The sequence below is a fragment of the Pragia fontium DSM 5563 = ATCC 49100 genome (genome assembly GCF_900112475.1).
In the GTDB taxonomy this organism is placed as follows: domain Bacteria; phylum Pseudomonadota; class Gammaproteobacteria; order Enterobacterales; family Enterobacteriaceae; genus Pragia; species Pragia fontium.
In genome coordinates, this window is sequence record NZ_FOLW01000004.1 from 169287 (window position 1) to 187902 (window position 18616).

General features: G+C 43.2%; 13 protein-coding genes. 5 read left to right on the forward strand and 8 right to left on the reverse strand.

The window, feature by feature from the left end; genetic code table 11:
• Positions 1-572: 572 nt before the first annotated feature.
• Positions 573-3401, forward strand: coding sequence for an autotransporter outer membrane beta-barrel domain-containing protein (locus BMZ28_RS08280; RefSeq protein WP_074822283.1), 2829 nt, complete (start codon positions 573-575; stop codon positions 3399-3401).
• Between the two features lie 598 nt (positions 3402-3999).
• On the forward strand, positions 4000-6867 hold the full coding sequence (locus BMZ28_RS08285) for an autotransporter outer membrane beta-barrel domain-containing protein (protein ID WP_074822288.1): 2868 nt from the start codon (positions 4000-4002) through the stop codon (positions 6865-6867).
• Between the two features lie 49 nt (positions 6868-6916).
• Here the strand turns inward: BMZ28_RS08285 and BMZ28_RS08290 are convergent, their stop codons facing one another.
• The 3 genes from BMZ28_RS08290 to BMZ28_RS08300 are packed head-to-tail and all read right to left on the reverse strand — an operon-like array spanning position 6917 to position 10061.
• Complete coding sequence (locus BMZ28_RS08290; RefSeq protein WP_074822291.1) at positions 6917-8953, reverse strand: FUSC family protein; 2037 nt, start codon at positions 8951-8953, stop codon at positions 6917-6919.
• 12 nt (positions 8954-8965) lie between these two features.
• Complete coding sequence (locus BMZ28_RS08295) at positions 8966-9820, reverse strand: efflux RND transporter periplasmic adaptor subunit (RefSeq protein ID WP_047781145.1); 855 nt, start codon at positions 9818-9820, stop codon at positions 8966-8968.
• Positions 9821-9824: 4 nt separating this feature from the next.
• Positions 9825-10061 carry a DUF1656 domain-containing protein gene (locus BMZ28_RS08300; RefSeq protein ID WP_047781144.1) on the reverse strand — a complete coding sequence of 79 codons (237 nt, stop codon included), beginning with the start codon at positions 10059-10061 and terminating at the stop codon, positions 9825-9827.
• A gap of 827 nt (positions 10062-10888) precedes the next feature.
• Here BMZ28_RS08300 and BMZ28_RS08305 point away from each other — a divergent pair.
• Positions 10889-11167, forward strand: coding sequence for an IS1/IS1595 family N-terminal zinc-binding domain-containing protein (locus tag BMZ28_RS08305; protein ID WP_047781143.1), 279 nt, complete (start codon positions 10889-10891; stop codon positions 11165-11167).
• Positions 11168-11598: 431 nt separating this feature from the next.
• Entirely contained in the window at positions 11599-12150 is a 552-nt protein-coding gene (locus tag BMZ28_RS08310) for a VOC family protein (RefSeq protein WP_053007597.1), read from the forward strand.
• A gap of 106 nt (positions 12151-12256) precedes the next feature.
• On the opposite strand, the gene BMZ28_RS08315 is transcribed toward BMZ28_RS08310, so the two are convergent.
• A complete protein-coding gene (locus tag BMZ28_RS08315; protein WP_074822294.1) occupies positions 12257-13411 on the reverse strand; it encodes a MalY/PatB family protein in 1155 nt (384 codons plus the stop codon).
• Between the two features lie 111 nt (positions 13412-13522).
• Between BMZ28_RS08315 and cutC the strand changes: the two genes are divergently transcribed.
• Positions 13523-14287: a copper homeostasis protein CutC gene (cutC, locus tag BMZ28_RS08320; protein ID WP_047781141.1), complete on the forward strand. Its 765-nt coding sequence runs from the start codon at positions 13523-13525 to the stop codon at positions 14285-14287.
• A gap of 301 nt (positions 14288-14588) precedes the next feature.
• Here cutC and BMZ28_RS08325 read toward each other — a convergent pair whose 3' ends face one another.
• The 4 genes from BMZ28_RS08325 to cmoA form a co-directional block, all read right to left on the reverse strand.
• Positions 14589-15767, reverse strand: coding sequence for a lactonase family protein (locus BMZ28_RS08325; protein ID WP_074822457.1), 1179 nt, complete (start codon positions 15765-15767; stop codon positions 14589-14591).
• A gap of 215 nt (positions 15768-15982) precedes the next feature.
• Positions 15983-16816: a YaeF family permuted papain-like enzyme gene (locus BMZ28_RS08330; RefSeq protein ID WP_047781140.1), complete on the reverse strand. Its 834-nt coding sequence runs from the start codon at positions 16814-16816 to the stop codon at positions 15983-15985.
• Positions 16817-16841: 25 nt separating this feature from the next.
• A complete protein-coding gene (gene cmoB / locus BMZ28_RS08335) occupies positions 16842-17813 on the reverse strand; it encodes a tRNA 5-methoxyuridine(34)/uridine 5-oxyacetic acid(34) synthase CmoB (protein WP_074822297.1) in 972 nt (323 codons plus the stop codon).
• Positions 17810-18553 (reverse strand): carboxy-S-adenosyl-L-methionine synthase CmoA, encoded by a 744-nt coding sequence (cmoA, locus tag BMZ28_RS08340; protein ID WP_074822301.1) that lies wholly within the window; start codon positions 18551-18553, stop codon positions 17810-17812. The genes cmoB and cmoA overlap by 4 nt, the downstream gene beginning before the upstream one ends.
• Positions 18554-18616: the final 63 nt, after the last annotated feature.

Genomic DNA, 18616 nt, shown 5'->3' on the forward strand with positions numbered 1-18616 from the left:
AAGAGTGTTTTTCCCGTTTTAATTATTTTTTCTTAGTATGATGACTAAAGTTAATTTTGATTTTTTTTGTAAGAATTGTTGTTTAGCGTATTGAATTTCATTAAGTACATAGAGATGGTTTTTTTAGAGTTAATGATACCTTAAATAAGATAATCACTCATTAACAATGAAAATTAATTTAAATAAAAACAATTTGATAGTTTGATTTTTTGATGTTTTTCTTGAACGTGAGAATACTAAATCCCATGCTCTATCGATCGATAAAATCGATGTAAGTGTTGCTTTTGGTAGGTTTTGGCTATTGTTTTTTTAATGAGTTTAGATATTAACGATTTGTTATTTAAAAAAATAAACATTAACTTAAATTCATTATTTCTGATGAAATTATATTATCACTTCAATTCGTTAGGGTTATATATCTAATTTAATCTCTAATTTGTTTTTGTTAATTTTAAAATAATTGTTTTTCAGAGAGTTAAGGGAGTATTCCTTCTAGCTATAAATAATAGGTAGGTTATTTGGGCAATATGGATAGCCAACAAAAATCATGGAATAAAAGGGATAGCGTTATAATGGATATGCTTATATATCAAAAGGAATTTTCGGGAAAGCTCACCGGTCGATTTTCTAAACATAAACTAAATCAGCAACTGGCCATGGCGGGTTTGCTGAGCTTAAGCGCCTTTATCTTTCAACATCCTGCTTGGGCAGCGGATTTGGGTAGTCAGAATGCCAATACCATCGAGTTGAATGATGGAGATAAGATTATTGCCGATCTGCGTAATAATGGACATCTGTATGGTGTATTTAATCAGTATGCAACTGCCAATATTAATCTCGCCAATGACGTTAGTATCATTGTTAATGACCCGGCTTCAATTGCTAACGGAATTATCATGGCTGGTGACAACAGTGTATTGACGGCTAATCGTTTATCGCTTGAGGTTGATGGTACATATCCTACTGGTTTAGATATTAGTGGTAATAATGCCAGCGTAGATTTGGGCTCAGACAGTAAGATAATGATTAATGGTTCCGGTTCGATGAATGGTATTTATATTCATAGTTCGGGAAGCACGCTACAGGCCGAGCGCTTATTAGTGATGATGACCACGACTGGCGATAAGACTAACAACTCTGGAGCGGGTATTCGGAGTGATGCTGACGATACATTGATTAACTTGGGTCAAGGCAGTGCTATCTACACAACGGGTAACGAAAGTTACGGTATTAGGATATCTGGTAGCAGCAAGTTTGAAGCCACAGAATTAACCATCGATACGAAAGGTGAATTCTCTCATGGGGTTCAGGTTGGTAACTCAAGCATTGTTAATTTAGGGACAGATAGCAAAATAACCACATCCGGTACAGAATCACATGGCGTGTGGAATTTTGGTGATTTTAAGGCGGATGGATTAACGATAAAAACAACGGGAGCGAATTCTGCCGCGATTGATACCCGTGATAACGGAGTGACCAATATCGGTGCTGGCAGCCATCTTTCCGCTACCCAGGCTGGCGCATTGGTTGCTTATAATACAGATAGCGGTAAGGCGACGGTTAATTTTTCAGGAACGGCGGCTCAGCGCAACACCATCTCTTCCGGGGGGAGTTATGGGGCATCGGCTCAGTTTAATTCTATTGTTAATTTGTCCAATACGGATATTTACATTGACCGCGCTGGCGCATTAGGACGAGGGCTCTGGGCTTTAGGTGGCGGTAAAATAACCGGTGATAACCTGATGATTAAAGGAGCGGCCGCTACGCGCGGTGTTTATGCTCAGACCAATAGCCAGATAGATTTAACCGGTGATACCACGATTTATATGGCTAATCCGGCCGATATGGCGATAGCCACTCAGCATAATGAGGGATATGCGGCCAGTCGTATTAACGCGATGGGAAAATTGAATATTCAGGGCGGCATTTTATCGCACGGTGGGCTGATTAATCTTGATATGCAGTCCGGCTCTCTGTGGAGTGGTCGGGCATTTAGTGACAATGTTAATGGTGGTGAATTGAATATCACCATGACCGATAGCCGTTGGAATATGACGGCAGATTCCAATCTGGATAAGCTGGTACTGAACCACAGTACGGTGGATTTTAGCGAAGATAAAACGGGTTCATTGTTAACCGTTGGCGATCTGAGTGGTCATGGACGTTTCATTTTGCGTACCGATCTGGTGGGTGACGGTATTGCATCAACTGGCGATAAACTGGTGGTTACAGGGGAAAGTGCAGGGGATCATCAACTGACGGTCTTAAATAGCGGTAGTCTGGCTACCACCGGTCATGAAGTGTTAACCGTGGTGGAAACTCAGGATGGTCAGGCGACATTTACCAGCACCGGCAAGGTGGAACTGGGCGGCTACCTGTATAATGTGCGTAAAAATGGTACCAACTGGGAGCTGTATTCTTCCGGGATTGATGTGCCACTGCCCGATCCTAAGCCAGAGCCTAAACCGCAGCCAGACCCCGATCCATCGATCAGCACATCGGCTGATGCCGGAGCTAATTTCCTCAATATTGGTTATCTGATGAACTATGCGGAAACTCAAACGCTGCTACAGCGTATGGGCGATTTGCGCCAGAATGGTAAGAACGGTGATATGTGGCTAAGAGGATTTGCCGGTAAATTTGATTCGTTTGCTGGTGGCAAGTTAAGCCATTTTGATATGAATTATAGTGGGATACAACTGGGGGCGGACAAGCGCGTTTCAACCGAGTTACCGCTGTTTGCCGGTATTTTTATGGGACAAACTCACGGTAAACCCAATTATCGCTCTGGGGACGGTACGACTAAATCCGATAGCGCAGGTCTGTATGCTACCTATATGGCGAATAACGGTTTTTATTTGGATGGGGTGGCAAAATATAGCCATATCAAAAACAGTTTTAACGTCAAGGATAGCCAGAACAACCGGGTTAACGGTAATGGAAATTCGGACGGTTTCAGTGCGTCACTGGAAAGCGGGCAGAAATTTAGCCTGAATCAACCGGGCAACGGTTTCTATATTGAACCTCAGGCGCAATTCAGCTACAGCCATCAAGGTACCAGTAATGTTGTTGCTTCGAATGGTTTGAAAGTCGATTTGGGCAGTTATGAGTCGATGATTGGCCGAGTCAGTGCAGTAGTGGGATATGAGCTTCAACAGGGTGATAATTCTCTCAACGTTTATCTGAAAACCGGTTATCTGCGCGAATTTTCTGGCGATACCGATTATCGGCTGAATGGTTCACCAGAAAGCCACAGTTTTAAAGGCGATTGGTGGAATAACGGGGTTGGGGTAAGCGCTCAGATGAATCAACAGCATACCTTGTACCTGGATTTAGATGCCTCAACCGGTGATAAGTTTAACCAGAGTCAGATTAATGCAGGCTACCGATTTAGCTTTTAATTACTGATTAATTTTTTCCTTTTTCTTATTAATGGGCTGTGATTTATCATGGCCCATGTTGATCTCTCATCAATCATTCAATCATTCAATCGTATGTAAGTCATTATAATCCTTATGGTATAACTCAATGAAAAGAGTGGTTATTATTTAATCTTAATTAAATTAATAAGTTTTAAATTTAATTTATTTTGTTTTTTTTAATTTATTTTTTATTTAAATTATTTATATAACAATTAGTTACGCAATTACAGATGGGTTGGGATTCCTATCAAAGCACTAACAATTTAAATTGGTTGTCTCGATCGAATTAATTGCTTTTGATAGTTTAAATCTATCAAATAAGGGTAAAGGTTAGATATTAACGATTTGTTATTCTAAAAATTAAATACTAAATTTGAATTTTATTATGAGCGCTGATTAAAACTTGAATTGTTAATTTTAATCTTTCAATCAAACTCATTTTACAGTTTTTGAATATTTCAAATGAGTTTTTTATTGGTTTTTAAGGGATAGTCTATTTTTTGATTAAATAATAGACAAGTTATTTCGGTCATACGAATTGCCAGCAGAGATCATGGAATAAAAGGGAAGTGTTATCGTGGATATCTCTATCTATCATCGGGAATTGCAGGGAAAGCCTACCAGTAAATTCTGTAGACGAGCTTTAAATCAACGGTTAGCCATGGCTGGCCTACTTAGTCTCAGCGCTATGGTTTTCCAGCAGCACGCCTTGGCTGCCGAGTTAGGCAGTCAGAATGCAGATATTATTACATTAAATGATGGCGATAAAATTACCGCAGATCTTCGTAATAACGGTCAATTATATGGTGTATCTGATAACTTCCGTACAGCCAATATCAATTTGGCTGACGATGTCAGCATTACGATTACTGAAAATAACACAAACACAGCGCCCAGAGGCGTCATTGTTCAGGGAAAAAACAGTGTTCTGACTGCCAATCGTTTGTCTGTTGATGTAGCTGGCGGTGGAGGTGGGTTTGGTTTAGATATTTGGGGTAATAATACCAAGGTAGATTTGGGTACTGGCAGTTATATTAAGGTTAATAGCAACGGTACTTTATTTACGAAAGGGATTTTTGTTGGTAGTGCTTCAACTTTGCTGGCCAATGGTTTGACAATCGAAACCAATAAAGGGTTTGGTTTAGATATCCAACATCAAGGAACATCGGTCAATCTGGGGGAAGGGAGTCTGATCTCTGTAGAAGAGGGCGTGGGTGTTGACATTAGTGGTACAGGGATTAGCAGTAATGATAAGTATGGACCTTCCAGATTTGAAGCAACAAGATTAACTATTAACGCTAAGTTGCGGGGCATTGCTATAAATAAGAATGCTATTGTTGATTTAGGTAGCGATAGCATTATTAATGTGACTGGTGACGGTGCGGAAGGGATCTATATATTGGCTAATGGTGAAGTGAAAGCCGACCGGTTAACCGTAAAAACAACGGGAAATCAGGGTGCTACCGCACTTAGCGTCAATAGTATGGGAATAGCTAATATCGGCGCTGGCAGCCACATGTCATCTCTTAAATCTGATCCGGTCGTTGCTTTTAATAAGGGAAGTGGTAAAGCGACCATTAATTTTTCAGGTACGTCTGAACAACGCAATACCATCTTCTCTGGTGGTTTGTATGGTGTTTCTGCACAATTTAATTCCGTCATTAACCTGTCCAATACCGACATTAGCGTTGATCGCGGCGGAGCTTTGGGGCTGGGATTATCCGTCATGGGTGGTGGGGTTATCACCGGTGATAACCTAACGATTAATGGTGCTGCTGGTGCTCGTGGTGTTTATACCATGTCTGATAGTCAGATTGATTTGAGCGGTGAGACGATCATTCATATGGCAGATCCAGCAGCGATAGCAATCGCGACTCAGCATAATGATGGGTATAGCGCTAGCCGAATTAATGCTGGCGGTAAAATGGATATCGTTGGTAGCATTTTGTCGCAAGGTGGTCTGATTACCATTGATATGCAATCGGGCTCACAGTGGTCCGGTGGGGCCAGCAGCGATAATGTTAACGATGGTTTTTTAAATATTGCCATGGCTAACAGTCGCTGGAATATGACGGCGGATTCCAATCTGGACAAGCTGGTACTAAATAACAGCACGGTAGATTTTAGCGAAGATAAAGTCGGTTCATTGTTGACCATTGGCGAGCTAAGCGGCAATGGGCATTTTATTTTGCGTACTGATTTGGTCAGCGATGGGGTAAATGCCATCGGTGATAAATTGGTGGTCAGCGGAAAAAGTGAGGGCAACCACCAACTCACGGTACTGAACCGCGGCAGTTTGGCCACTACCGGTAATGAAATATTAACTGTCGTCGAAACTCAGGATGGTCAGGCAAAGTTTACCAGCACCAGTGAGGTGGAATTGGGCGGTTATTTGTACGCTGTGCGTCAGAACGGTACTCATTGGGAACTGTATTCCCCAGGGGTATATGTGCCGCCGCCGCCAGAGCCAGAACCACAGCCGAACCCTGACCCAGAACCTATTCCTGAGCCAGAACCACAGCCAAATCCATCGATCACTACGTCGGCTGATGCCGGAGCTAATTTCCTGAATATTGGTTATTTGCTGAACTATGCGGAAAGCCAAACTTTGTTCCAGCGGATGGGAGATTTACGTCAGACGGGAAAAAGCGGCGATATGTGGTTACGAGGCTTTGCCGGTAAGTTTGATTCTTTTGCCGGTGGCAAGTTAAGCCGCTTTGATATGAATTATGACGGTATGCAGTTGGGGGCAGATAAACAAGTCACTGAACAACTACCGGTATTTATGGGTATCTTTACGGGATTAACGAAAGGCTCGCCAAACTATGCTTCCGGTGATGGTACGGTAAAATCTCATCATTTTGGGGTGTACGGCACGTATATCGCGGAGAACGGTTTTTATCTGGATGGGATGGTGAAATATTCACGCCTGAAAAACGACTTTAGCGTACGCGATAGCCAAAATAATCGGGTTAGCGGTAATGGCAGCTCAGACGGGGTGAGTTTCTCACTGGAAACCGGACAAAAATTGAGTCTGGGCCAGCAGGGGAATGGTTTCTATATTGAGCCTCAGGCACAGTTAAGCTATAGCCATCAGGATGCAACACGAGTTAATGCCAGTAATGGACTCAAGGTCGATTTGGGCAGCTATGAGTCATTAATTGGCCGGACGAGCGCAGTTGTAGGATATGAGCTTCAACAAGGGGGTAATTTGCTCAATGTTTACCTTAAAACCGGTTATCTGCGTGAGTTTGCCGGCGATACCGATTACCGGCTGAATGGTTCACCAGAAAGCCACAGTTTTAAAGGTGGTTGGTGGAATAACGGTGTCGGGGTGAGTGCTCAGATGAATAAAAAGCATACTCTGTATCTGGATTTAGATACCTCAACCGGCAATAAATTTAACCAACGTCAGATTAACGCAGGTTATCGCTTTAGTTTCTAATTATCGTCTCAGAAAAGCCCCGATCTTGATTAGTTTCGGGGCTTTTTTATCATGGTCGTACTGCATCCTCGGAGTTATTAGCTGGAAGTTTATCGTTAGCTTGTTGCAAAGGAGAAAGAGAACAATACAGGCGCCAAATTAACCCTGCCAATTCACGGCCGGAGGGATCGTGATGACGGGCAAGGGTGGAGCTCATTTTCAATAGCTCTTCGAGGGCAACATCTAACGAACGATGTTGAACCCCTTTTTCCGTCATAATGTCTTTTAAACAACGGATGCAAACTTCACGCACCATTGATAATGGATCAGAACGTACCTGCCAATCACGGAGTTGCCAGACGACGTGACTACAGTTTAGTAATACCACGCCCCAACGAAGTACCCATATGCGAACCTGTTCATCCTTGCTTTGAGTCAGTTGACTGATGCGGTGGTAGACCATTGACTCAAACTGACTTTCACTTTGTGATGGTTTCTGGCTTAGCTGATCCATAAAGTCTCGGCGCAGGGCACGAATGATGCGCCGGCTCTTAACCTTATCCGAGCTGGGACGTAATATCTGAAAAGCAATGCCAGCCAGAATAACACCGGTTAATTTGCCTAAGTCATCATTGATATAACTGCTGAAATCATAAGAAGGGGGATTGCTGATAGCCAGAAATGACCCCATAAACACAATAAGCTGTCCCCAGAGCGAAGCATAGCGGGGATGTTGTAGTTTCATTATCTGCATAGTGAGTAATACGGGTAACAAAAATGCGCAGAAAACCCAAAAATCATCTATTTGGATCATCAGACCGAACTTCACCATATAACAAGCAATGGATAGCAATACTAATGCTTTTATCAGTGTGATAACGCTGGTAATCGGTGATGCCGTGGATGAATAGAGTACACAGCTAATAGCGGTTAAGGTTAATGCGGAGGAACCAGCATCCCATTGAGTATGTATCCAGTATGCGCAGCCGATGACGATACATAAAAAAGTACGTAGCGCGTTATACAGGGCTTCCGTTGAGTCCGTATGCTGGGCAATGCTTTTGACTTTCGGCGGTTTTCGTTGGTGGGTTGTATTCACTTCCTCTAATTGTTGCAACCAACTGCTGGATTGCAAATAGAGCCAGCAAAAATGTCGTAAGCGTAGCCAGAAAGTGCGATGACGAAAATCACGGCTATCGGTGGGATAAATTTCCTGCAGAATTTTTGCCAGCCGATACTTATTGGTATTGGGCTGGCGTAGCTCTTCCAACAAACGCTGTAATACGCTGGATAAATTTTCCGGTCTGTCGGGCCAGTTCAACATGATACGGCGAATGCCGGAGATAACACTGGTCAGTTTCAGTTGCTGATGAAGAATGAAGTTAAGGATGTTATTACGGCGGCGTAAGCGATAGTGGCTCCAAACTGCCTGAATTCTTAAGACGTTCATTGTCAGTATTTGACTAATCACGCCTTCATGAGAAGTACGAACATGATCGGATATTTGAGCCTGCCATAACATTTCCGCATGTTCCAGCAGACGGGCCTGCATTCGTTTGAGTGAATCGATTAACGTTGAGCCATCTGATGTGCTGGGTAAAATCATCATCATGATTGCGCCACAGATAATACCGGTGATGACTTCACATACTCGTGCCTGAGTAATATTGAAGACTTCAAATGAGTCGGTGCTGTCGGTCAGGGTAAAAGTGATAATTGCTGCTGTGTAGCCTGCCAGCGCAAAAGCGTAAGAAACATTATTCTGATAATGATTAGAAATATAGGTGCACAATGCCAGCCAACCGGCGATGAAAAAAGTAAATAGCCATGGATCGTTCAGACACATACCTGCAATGAGCATTGAGGCCAGAGCGCCAAGCAGGCTGCCTAAAATACGTCCAACGCTTTTACTAATCACGCCACCAATGGTGGGGAAACTGACCACTGCTGCTGAGGTCATTGCCCAGTAAGGCTCATCCAGGTCGAGTAGAAATGCCACACCCAATGCCAAACACATTGCAATCGAATTACGTAGGGCATAGCGCCACTGTGCTTTAGTTGCTTTACTCCAGGGGGTGTTTTTCCACTCAAGCCAGGAAATATTCACTCGACTTACCTATTAATGAATGGCAATTGAGCAGGTTGTTCCTGCAATTAACAATGTATTCTCAGGGACTTTCGTTAGCTTAATTCTCACGGGAACTCGTTGAGCTAGACGAACCCAAGGAACATTAGGCTTAACGTTTATCAACATATCAATATTGCCGTCTATGCTTTGGTCATAAATAGCACGCCCAATGCTCTCTACTTCTCCTTGCAGTGCAGTATCACCATTATAAAGCGTAATATTGGCGGCACTTCCCGGTTTAATATTGTGGAGCTTGGTTTCTTCAAAGTAGCCCATGACATAAAACGAATTAATATCAACCAGCGCCACCAGTGGCATACCGGACGTGGCATAACTTCCGCTGCGTGTTTGTAGGTTGGTCAGGTAACCGTCAGTTGGGGCATAAATATTGGTATGGGCCAGATCCCATTTAGCCTGTTCAAGGCTGGCCTGAACGGCTTTATAGTTTGCTTGCATTGCCTGAACGGCCAGATTGGCATCGTCAAGCTCTTCTTTAGAAATAGCCGTGCCGCCAAGGTTATGACGGCGAGCGGCTTCATGATTGGCTTTATTTAAATCTGAAAGTGCTTTGGCTTGCGCGCCTTCAGCTTTATCCACGGCTATTTGATAAGGGGTGGCATCAATAGTAAAAAGCAGGTCACCCTTTTTGACCCTCTGATTATCCACCGCATTCACGTTGATTAAGGTTCCGGATACCTCAGGCGTAATATTGACTAATTCAGCACGTACTTTACCGTCCCGTGTCCAGGGGGATTGCATATAGTAATTCCAGAGCCACCATCCGGCACTTAATGCGATAGCAAAGACAATAACCGTAGAGAAGTATTTGATAATATTAAGCTTCATATGATTACCAATGGGTTAATATCCACATAGCGCCGCTAACGGCAATAATAAAAATAGAGAGATCCATTAAGGTGGGATGCCAAACGTCACCTGAATATAGCCAGTCGCGAATGACACGGTGAACTAGCAGCCATATGACAAATCCAAGAAATAACGCTTTGAATATGGGTGGGAAGTAGAGAGAAGCGCCAAACACCAAGTCGGTTAACGCACTGTTTTTACTAAAAAGTCCAATGTCCACGCTAATAACACCTGTCAGATGTGATATAGGATCGTTGCCAGTAATACCTGAGTTTGAGAAGCGGACTTATCATTGATGAATGGGGCACCAAAGGCTTAACGATAGCCTGCCCGGATACTCGAGTTAGCCTATATTATCACGTTATTCAGTAAAACATAGCGTCAGAGTGAGGCAAGTTTTTGCTTATCTAGCCGGTGATTTTTAAGGGGCAAGGCGGTAAATATTGCGATTTAGCGCGTTATAAGATAATTAAATGATCTCATCAATAATAATTGAACAAATACCATTCGCTTTATTGTTATTATTTGAATTCTATAATTAACGTAGTGAAAGTAATATTATTGATTAATTAAGTTACTTGAATGATTATAATTTAATCTTTGCTTTACAACATTTTTATTTTAATTAAAATTAAGGTATTATTAGTGGTGCGGTTATTTTGAAATTTGATTTTTGTTTTTATTTACAACGCTTTGAATGTTGGTTTTATTAACGTTTGTCAATGGGTTTGGTATGATTTATAGAGTATCAGGTAGTTTTTAATGATGTTTATATTCGTCATGCTCTGAAATCAAATAATGTTTTTAGCTATAGCTGACACTTATCGAAGCCCAACATGTTAACTTGATGATGGTCATATAAGGAAATCAGTATGATTTATCAGTGGGTTAGGCAGACGAGTAAAAGTAAAAATAGTGTTGTATGTTGATTTTAATCAACAACATCAACTAATAATAACTATTTTAAGTTATATCATTTCAGATATTACAAAGGACATGTGGTGATGAGTGAGATACTCATCTTATATACATATATGGAGGAATGTGATGAAAGGAAATCAGCCTGTTTGTCACCATTGCAGCAGAATGGATAGCGTTCGTAAGCATGGTTTGGCGCGCTCTGGCATCCAACGCTATTACTGTATTTCTTGTAGAAAAACCTTTCAGGTACATTATATCTACCAGGGAAATGAAAGTAATATTCTTCGTCAAGTAAAGACTTTTTTAGATGAAGGGCGGGGGCGGATTGAAATTGGTAAAATATTAGGGGTCAGTCAAGTTGTTATCGATCGCCATATTTATCAGCTTGCACTTGAGGAAGATTAAACATGGTGATTACAACATGTTATCATATGATTTTATGTTGATTAATGCTTCATGTTTTAAGTTATAAATTTGATGGGAAGGGGTATTTATCGATCCTCTTCCCATTTTATTTTTAGCTGCCGATTACACTTTATGATTGCACTGATTAAATTTTGGACGCTATTGTATTTACCTGAAATTAATTAAAAACAGGGTGGTCTTGTTAAATTTTTAGTATCCCTGTAACGCAGGCTTCTACAGCGGCGAGTTTTTACAATGCTATTTCCATTTACTGCGGTAGCAATAGCCAACTAGAAAAGCGAAGTCACCTTAAAAATAGGGGGTAGGGAAATCTCTCTTTGCTGATGTTTGATTATTGTGAATAATAGTCGGATCCGATGGTTAAACAACATCCTTTACGGGCAATTTTATGGGATATAAGGGGAGAAAACGTGCTGTTATTTAAGGACATTGCTGAACTCGAGGATTTACACCAGAGTTTGCCCTTATTTATTGATAAATTGTTGGGTGCTCTTCAGCATCTGGAACTCTCTCTTGAGGGCTATCACGCTGACCATATATCGGTACGCTGTTTTCAGCAGGCAACGGCGGAACGCTGGCGCAAAGGATTAATGCAGTGTGGGGAATTACTCTCCGAGAAGATGATTAATGGTCGGCCAATTTGTTTGTTTAGCCTTAATCAGCCGCTGCAAATTGGCTTATGGCAAATTGACTGTATTGAGCTGCCATATCCCGGTGAGAAGCTGTATCCACAGGAAGATTGGGAACATGTGGAATGGGTGATTCCTGGCGATGTTGATACCTTCCATCAAACCGCACTGGGACTGTTTTCTGACCAAGTGTTATTGATGCCCCAGCTAAAACTCAAGTTTAGTAACCCAACCGGTGAGGGAGAGCAACTGGCCAATCCTACGCTAGCCGTCACGGAAAATGGCGTTACGGTTAAATTTCACCCCTATAGCATTCGCGATATTGTTAAGTAACGAGAATGAACTTAATAAATTAAATCAAGCTGACTTAAAGGGTAGATCCCAGCTTGCGCTGGGATGACAAGGCGAGTGTAGCAAGTGATTAGGTGACAGCGTCACCTTACGCTGTCGTTGGTAAGTTAGCTACCGCGTTAGCCATACGCTCAAGCGCCTGAGTTAATAATTCGCGATGACAGGCAAAATTCAGCCTGACAAAGCTTGGATTACCAAAGTCACTACCTGGAGATAGACCAACGCCAGCTTCTTCAAAGAAGGCGTGTGGATTGCTGACCGGTAGTTCGGAGGCATCAATCCAGGCCAGATAGGTTGCTTCAACCGGCATAAGTTTCAGCCCTGGAATAGTGTTAATTTTCTCCATGACCAAATCACGGTTGCCACGTAAATAGTCTAGCTGATCGGCCAGCCACTGTTCGCCATCTTTATAAGCGGCGGTAGCGGCAACATAGGCCAGAATATCCACGTTAGGTACGATTCCCATCCGGGCTTCAATAAAACGGTTACGTAAATTGGCGTTAGGGATAACGGCAATCGAGGCACCTAATCCGGCAATATTGAAGGTTTTAGATGGCGCCATAAGGGTAATGGATCGCTGCGAGGCATCTTCGCTGAGGGAAGCGAATGGAATATGTTCCAAGCCTTCTTCCAACAGTAAATCGCAATGAATTTCGTCTGAGCAGACAATCAGATTGTGGCGCTGGGCAAAATCTAACTGGTCAAGAAGCTCACTACGACGATAAATGGTACCGCCCGGATTGTGCGGGTTACATAACATCAGTAATTTTTCGTTACCGGATAACTGTTGCTCGGTAGCCTCGAGATCCAACACCCAACGTTTGCCCTGTAATTTAATTGGCGCTGAAACCTGATTGCGATTAGCGAGACGAGCAGATTTCATAAATGGAGGATAGATCGGGTGTGGTGCGATGGTTCCCTGTTCCGGCGTGGTTAAGGCACGTACCGACAGGTTTAAACCGCAAACTAATCCGGGTAGGAAAACCAGCCACTCAGGTTTTACTTCCCATTGATAAAGCTGCTGCATACGTTGAATAAAAACGTCGCTTAATTCTGGTGATGGATAGCCATAACCAAATACGCCATGAGCAACACGTTTTTGTAAAGCGTCAATCACGGCGGGAGGTGAAATGAAGTCACTATCGGCAACCCACAGAGGAATAATCTCCTTACCCTCATATTTGTGCCACTTATCACTATCGGTGTGACGTCGCTCCACATACAGATCGAAATTAGATGCCATAATAAAACCTTTGGTATGCCTTGAGTTGTTTTTGTTTCCAACACGTAGACTACGCCAGATGTGTTCTCTTGCTCAAGAAATGTTTTATTTTTACTTGATTTAGGGGGGTAAATGCCAAAGTTGGAGGTGTGTTGTTATAGTGTCGATTGTGCCGTAATGGCTGAACGCGCTGGCGCCGATCGTATCGAATTATGTACCAGCAAGCAGGAAGGGGGAATAACGCCCAGTATGGGCATGCTTGAGTGGGCTACGCAGCATATTTCGATTCCGGTTCATCCTATCATTCGTCCACGGGGAGGAGATTTCTGTTATACCAAGAGTGAATTTGAGGTTATTAAGCGTGACATTGACCAAATCCGTGAACTTGGCTTCCCCGGAATTGTTATTGGGATCCTAGCGGAAGATGGCCATATTGATATGGAACGGATGCAGCAGGTTTTGGTTCAGGCTGAAGGGATGTCGGTTACGTTTCATCGGGCGTTTGATATGTGTGCTAATCCTATTGTGGCACTGAATCAACTGACGGATATTGGGATTGATCGTATTTTAACGTCAGGTCAGCAGCAAACTGCCGAAGTGGGTTTACCGCTTATCCGTGATTTGATTCACCAAAGTCGGGGGCCGGTGATTATGCCAGGCGGCGGTATTCGTCTGACCAATATCCATAAGTTTATTGATGCCGGTGTGCAAGAAATTCACACTACCGCAGGGCAAGTTATCCCTTCTTTGATGCGTTATCGTAAAGCCGGCGTTAGCATGAATACTGATAGTGAGGCTGATGAGTTTTCACAGTTCAGGGTTGATAGTGATATGGTCGCCGCAATGAAGGACGTGTTTGTACCTAGCGTGGTTCGTTTTCGTCAAAAGGCTGGGTAAGTTAGTTTGAATATCAAGGAAGAAAAAGCCGGATATCATATCCGGCTGAGATCGCTGGCAATGTTATACAGTACGTAATCGTTGGGAGAGACGGGTGTTGGGGTCGTAGTAGCTTTAGCTACCGGAGTGCCCCTAACCCGGCTAGGCCCAACGCTCTCTATAGCTAAATACTGATGGTATTCCGGCTGAACACGGTAGTCATATTTGCGCATTGTTTTTATAGCCGGAACAGACACTGTTGTTGATTTAAGATGATTTGTTAGCAGTCTGAGCCGGATATCACATCCGGCTTTTTATTTGATTAACGACCATCCGAAACAAATACCATTTGCGATGGGCTGCCAACAGGGGTAAAGCGATCGGTAAACGTGAGTTTCCCGCTGCTCGGGTCGATATTAAACTGGGTAATGTTATCGCTACGCTGATTCATGGCATACAGAGACTGACCATCGGGTGAGATAACTATCGTCCGCGGGTAGTCACCTCGGGTCCAGACGTTATCTGCCAGCGTTAGGCTACCATTCTCGTTAATATTGAACTGCGAAATACTGTTATGCAGCCGATTGGCCACATACAGATGGCGGGCATCTTTCCCTAACACAATACCGGAAGCAAAGCTGGTTCCTTTATAGCCATTAGGCAGAGAAGATAGCGTTTGCTGTTGAGTTAATTTTCCACTTTCCTGATCCATCAGGTATGACGTTAACGTAGATGATTCTTCATTGATTAAATAAACATGTTTATTTTGCGGATGAAAAACAAAGTGGCGTGGACCGGCACCTGGAGATGACGCAGGAATAAATGGTTGGTTATTGGCAGAAATCACACCAGTGGCATGGTCTACACGCCATTGATAGATACGATCTAATCCTAAGTCGGTAGAGTAAATAAATTGGCCGCTAGGATCGCTGTCAACCATATGGGCATGTGGGCCATCATGATCGCTGGCAGCAAAGCTGCCGGCAACAGCGGCTTCGGGCTTAGCTGCTCCAGGTTCACCACTGCTTTGTTTTACCGAGGTTGGACGACCGAGTTTGCCATCGCGTTCAATAGGAAAACTGGCTATTGAGCCACTAATATAGTTGGCGACAAACAGGTATTCCCCGTCGGGATGAATCGATAAGTAAACCGGACCCGCGCCCTGGGAGTCAACCTCATTAAGCTTTTCCAATGAACCGTCGGTTTTATTGACGGCATAAGCGGTAATTGAGCCGTGTGTTCCATCGTTATAATTATCGACTTCGCTGGCGACATACAGATGGTTGCTGTCTTTATCTAAAACCAACTGTGCGGCGTTAGGAATTGAGCTGACCAACTTATCGGTGGTTAATGAACCATCTTTTTCATCAACCTTCATTAGGTAAATACCTTCACCATGCGGATTGTAAGTGGCAACGTAGGCTATTTTCATGGTTTGTTCGGAAGGTTTCATATCGGCTAAAACGGGAAGGGAAACAAGGGTGGATAACCCAATAATCATACAGCTGTATACGCTGGCAGCGCTTGAAAAGTCCCTAAACTTTTTCTTCATATTCTCTCCTGATTGCGTTACCGGGTTAGAAAAACTCGGGCATTAATTCTGTAGATAAAAATATGGGCACATGCATCATTATTATTATCTTTACCCGATTAATGATTGTCGGAGAAATTTAAAAAATCAAATAATCGGGTAAAAAAAACTGAATAAGCAGTAAGTTAGTCTAACCCCAATATGGTTTTTACCGAGATAGCGGCGGTTTCAACCACGCCACGTTTTAGGTGACCAATATATAACAGTTGTTTATTGGGGGTTAAAGAAGCAATGTCACCTTCACGCATATGCAGCAAATCTACCGGGCTAACCCAAACCGGAGCCGATGCCGTAATCGGTAATCCGGCCTGATTATAGGCTTCAATAATAAACTGCGAACAGAAAAACTTGCCGTTAGCGTCCTCATCTGAGCCTAATTGAATTTGCGCTAGCGTATTCATACAGCTATTACGAAATGTCGAAGAGAAAGGGTTGAGGCTACAGAGTTGTCGGGTCAGCATAAATGGAGCCAGTAAAGCGACCCCATTATAATTATATTTTATACCTACTTTAGATTCGGAAAAGTTGCGGATAGATAAAGCCTGCTGTTCTGAAAGCTGTGGAACGCGTAGCACAATGATTTTGCTATTGTGATCCACCATCTTATCAAGAGAAATAATTTGCACGCCGCTGCCGCCAACGGCTTCAACAACCTGTTCATTACCCAGATAAATAGCGGCATGGCTAACGCTAGAGCCGCTAAATAAACGGATACCCATTGAAGTAGGGCCGATGGGTGAAGAAAGCAGTATATCGCCAGCCTGCATAGCGGAGGCATCAATAATTTGGCTACCGCCTTCAGGATAGGAATGGATGCGTTGAAGCTGAATATTAATGGGTAATGCCGCCGTATCGCTGTCTTGTTCTGCTGGCGTGTTTTCCGAGATATGCATAGTACAGCCGCTCACTAACAGCAGTGAGCCAGTTATCAAAGGTAATAAACGTTGGGCTAAACGCATTTAGATTTCCTGATTTAACGGCATATTATGGTTTTTTCGCTACAATAACAGCCCTAATAGGTGCAGGATAGCCTTCAATGGTTTTGTTGTGATCTTGGGGGTCTAAAAATTCAGCTAGTGATTCACTGGTCATCCAGTCTGTTCGACGCTGTTCTTCAATTGTCGTCGTACAGCTATCAACAATGCGTATATCAACAAAGCCACATTTTTCCAGCCAGTTTACCAGCGCCTTTGCCGATGGAATAAAATAGACGTTACGCATTTGAGCATAGCGATCGCCGGGTACCAGAACCTGATGTTCATCACCAGGAATAACGATAGTTTCTAATACCAATTCTCCTTCGGAAACTAACTGATTTTTTAGCTGATATAAATGATCCAGTGGAGAACGGCGGTGATACAGCACACCCATTGAAAATACGGTGTCAAAGGCCTTTAATTCAGGAAGTTGTTCAATACCTAACGGCAATAGATGGGCTCGCTGGTCACCACCTAACAGTTTACGCACGGCTTCAAACTGATACAGGAAAAGCTGAGTAGGATCGATACCTACGGCTAAATGTGCACCGGCACCAATCATGCGCCACATATGGTAACCGCTGCCGCAGCCGACATCGAGAATGGTTCTTCCTTTTAATGGCGAGATATGAGGAATCACTCGATCCCATTTCCAGTCGGAGCGCCATTCAGTATCAATATGAATACCATAAAGATGATATGGGCCTTTGCGCCATGGCATTAACGCACGTAGATGGGTGGTTATTCCCTGTAGTTGACCATCGGATAAGCCTGGAGAGGCTTCAGTCGTCACACTGTGCAATAAGTCCAGATGTTCTGGCACGATCGTTGGCATATATTCAACGGCGTTTAGCCATTGTTTTAGTTGGCCGTGACGTGCATCTTTTTGCCAGCTTGCTATTTGCGCTGGTAAGGTTTCCAGCCAATGGCTAAGGGGGCCTACGGCTATTTGACGATAGAAATCACCAAACTCAATCATTCCATTTCTCCGTCTTTTAAAGCAATTAACGAACCAAAGTTAAAACACTGGAACCACGTTTCGCTGTGTTTAAAACCCGCCTGACGCAGACGAGCTTTATGGGTTTCGACGCTATCGGTACGCATCACGTTTTCCAACATGCTGCGCTTTTGACTGATTTCCAGTTCGCTATAACCGTTGGCGCGTTTAAAATCATGATGCATATCAAACAGCAGTTCGCCGATTTTTTGATCTTCAAAGTTGAATTTTTCAGACAGTACTAAAATACCGCCGGGTAATAGTCCCTGATATATTTTGCTTAATAAACGCTGACGATCGTCAGGTTCCAGAAATTGCAGGGTAAAATTGAGTACCACCATTGAAGCATTTTGGATATCAATGTCTCGGATATCGGCTTCGATAACGTCTACTGGCGTCGCCGCCCGAAAAGACTCAATGTGCCGACGACAGCGTTCCACCATCGCCGGTGAGTTATCAATGGCAATAATACGGCAACTATCGACTTTAATATTGCGACGTATCGACAAGGTTGCGGCACCCAGTGAGCAGCCTAAATCGTAAATGGTGCTGTTTGGTTGAGCAAAACGCTCGGTTAGCATACCAATCATTGAAATAATATTGGAGTAACCAGGCACGGAACGCTGGATCATATCAGGAAAGACTTCGGCGACTTGTTCGTCGAAGGTCCAGTCACCTAATTTGTTGATAGGGGCGGCAAATAGTGTATCGCGATTTGGCATAGCAGTAGATCGATAGTGTCGGAGCAAAGAAATGAGGCGCGTAGTTTACCAAAGCAAAGAAAA

Coding starts and splice junctions, on each gene's coding strand:
- BMZ28_RS08280 (WP_074822283.1), top strand. CDS start 573: ATGGATATGCTTATATATCAAAAGGAATTTTCGGGAAAGCTCACCGGT.
- BMZ28_RS08295 (WP_047781145.1), bottom strand. CDS start 9,820: ATGAAGCTTAATATTATCAAATACTTCTCTACGGTTATTGTCTTTGCT.
- BMZ28_RS08305 (WP_047781143.1), top strand. CDS start 10,889: ATGAAAGGAAATCAGCCTGTTTGTCACCATTGCAGCAGAATGGATAGC.
- BMZ28_RS08315 (WP_074822294.1), bottom strand. CDS start 13,411: ATGGCATCTAATTTCGATCTGTATGTGGAGCGACGTCACACCGATAGT.
- cutC (WP_047781141.1), top strand. CDS start 13,523: ATGCCAAAGTTGGAGGTGTGTTGTTATAGTGTCGATTGTGCCGTAATG.
- BMZ28_RS08325 (WP_074822457.1), bottom strand. CDS start 15,767: ATGATTATTGGGTTATCCACCCTTGTTTCCCTTCCCGTTTTAGCCGAT.
- BMZ28_RS08330 (WP_047781140.1), bottom strand. CDS start 16,816: ATGCGTTTAGCCCAACGTTTATTACCTTTGATAACTGGCTCACTGCTG.
- cmoB (WP_074822297.1), bottom strand. CDS start 17,813: ATGATTGAGTTTGGTGATTTCTATCGTCAAATAGCCGTAGGCCCCCTT.
- cmoA (WP_074822301.1), bottom strand. CDS start 18,553: ATGCCAAATCGCGATACACTATTTGCCGCCCCTATCAACAAATTAGGT.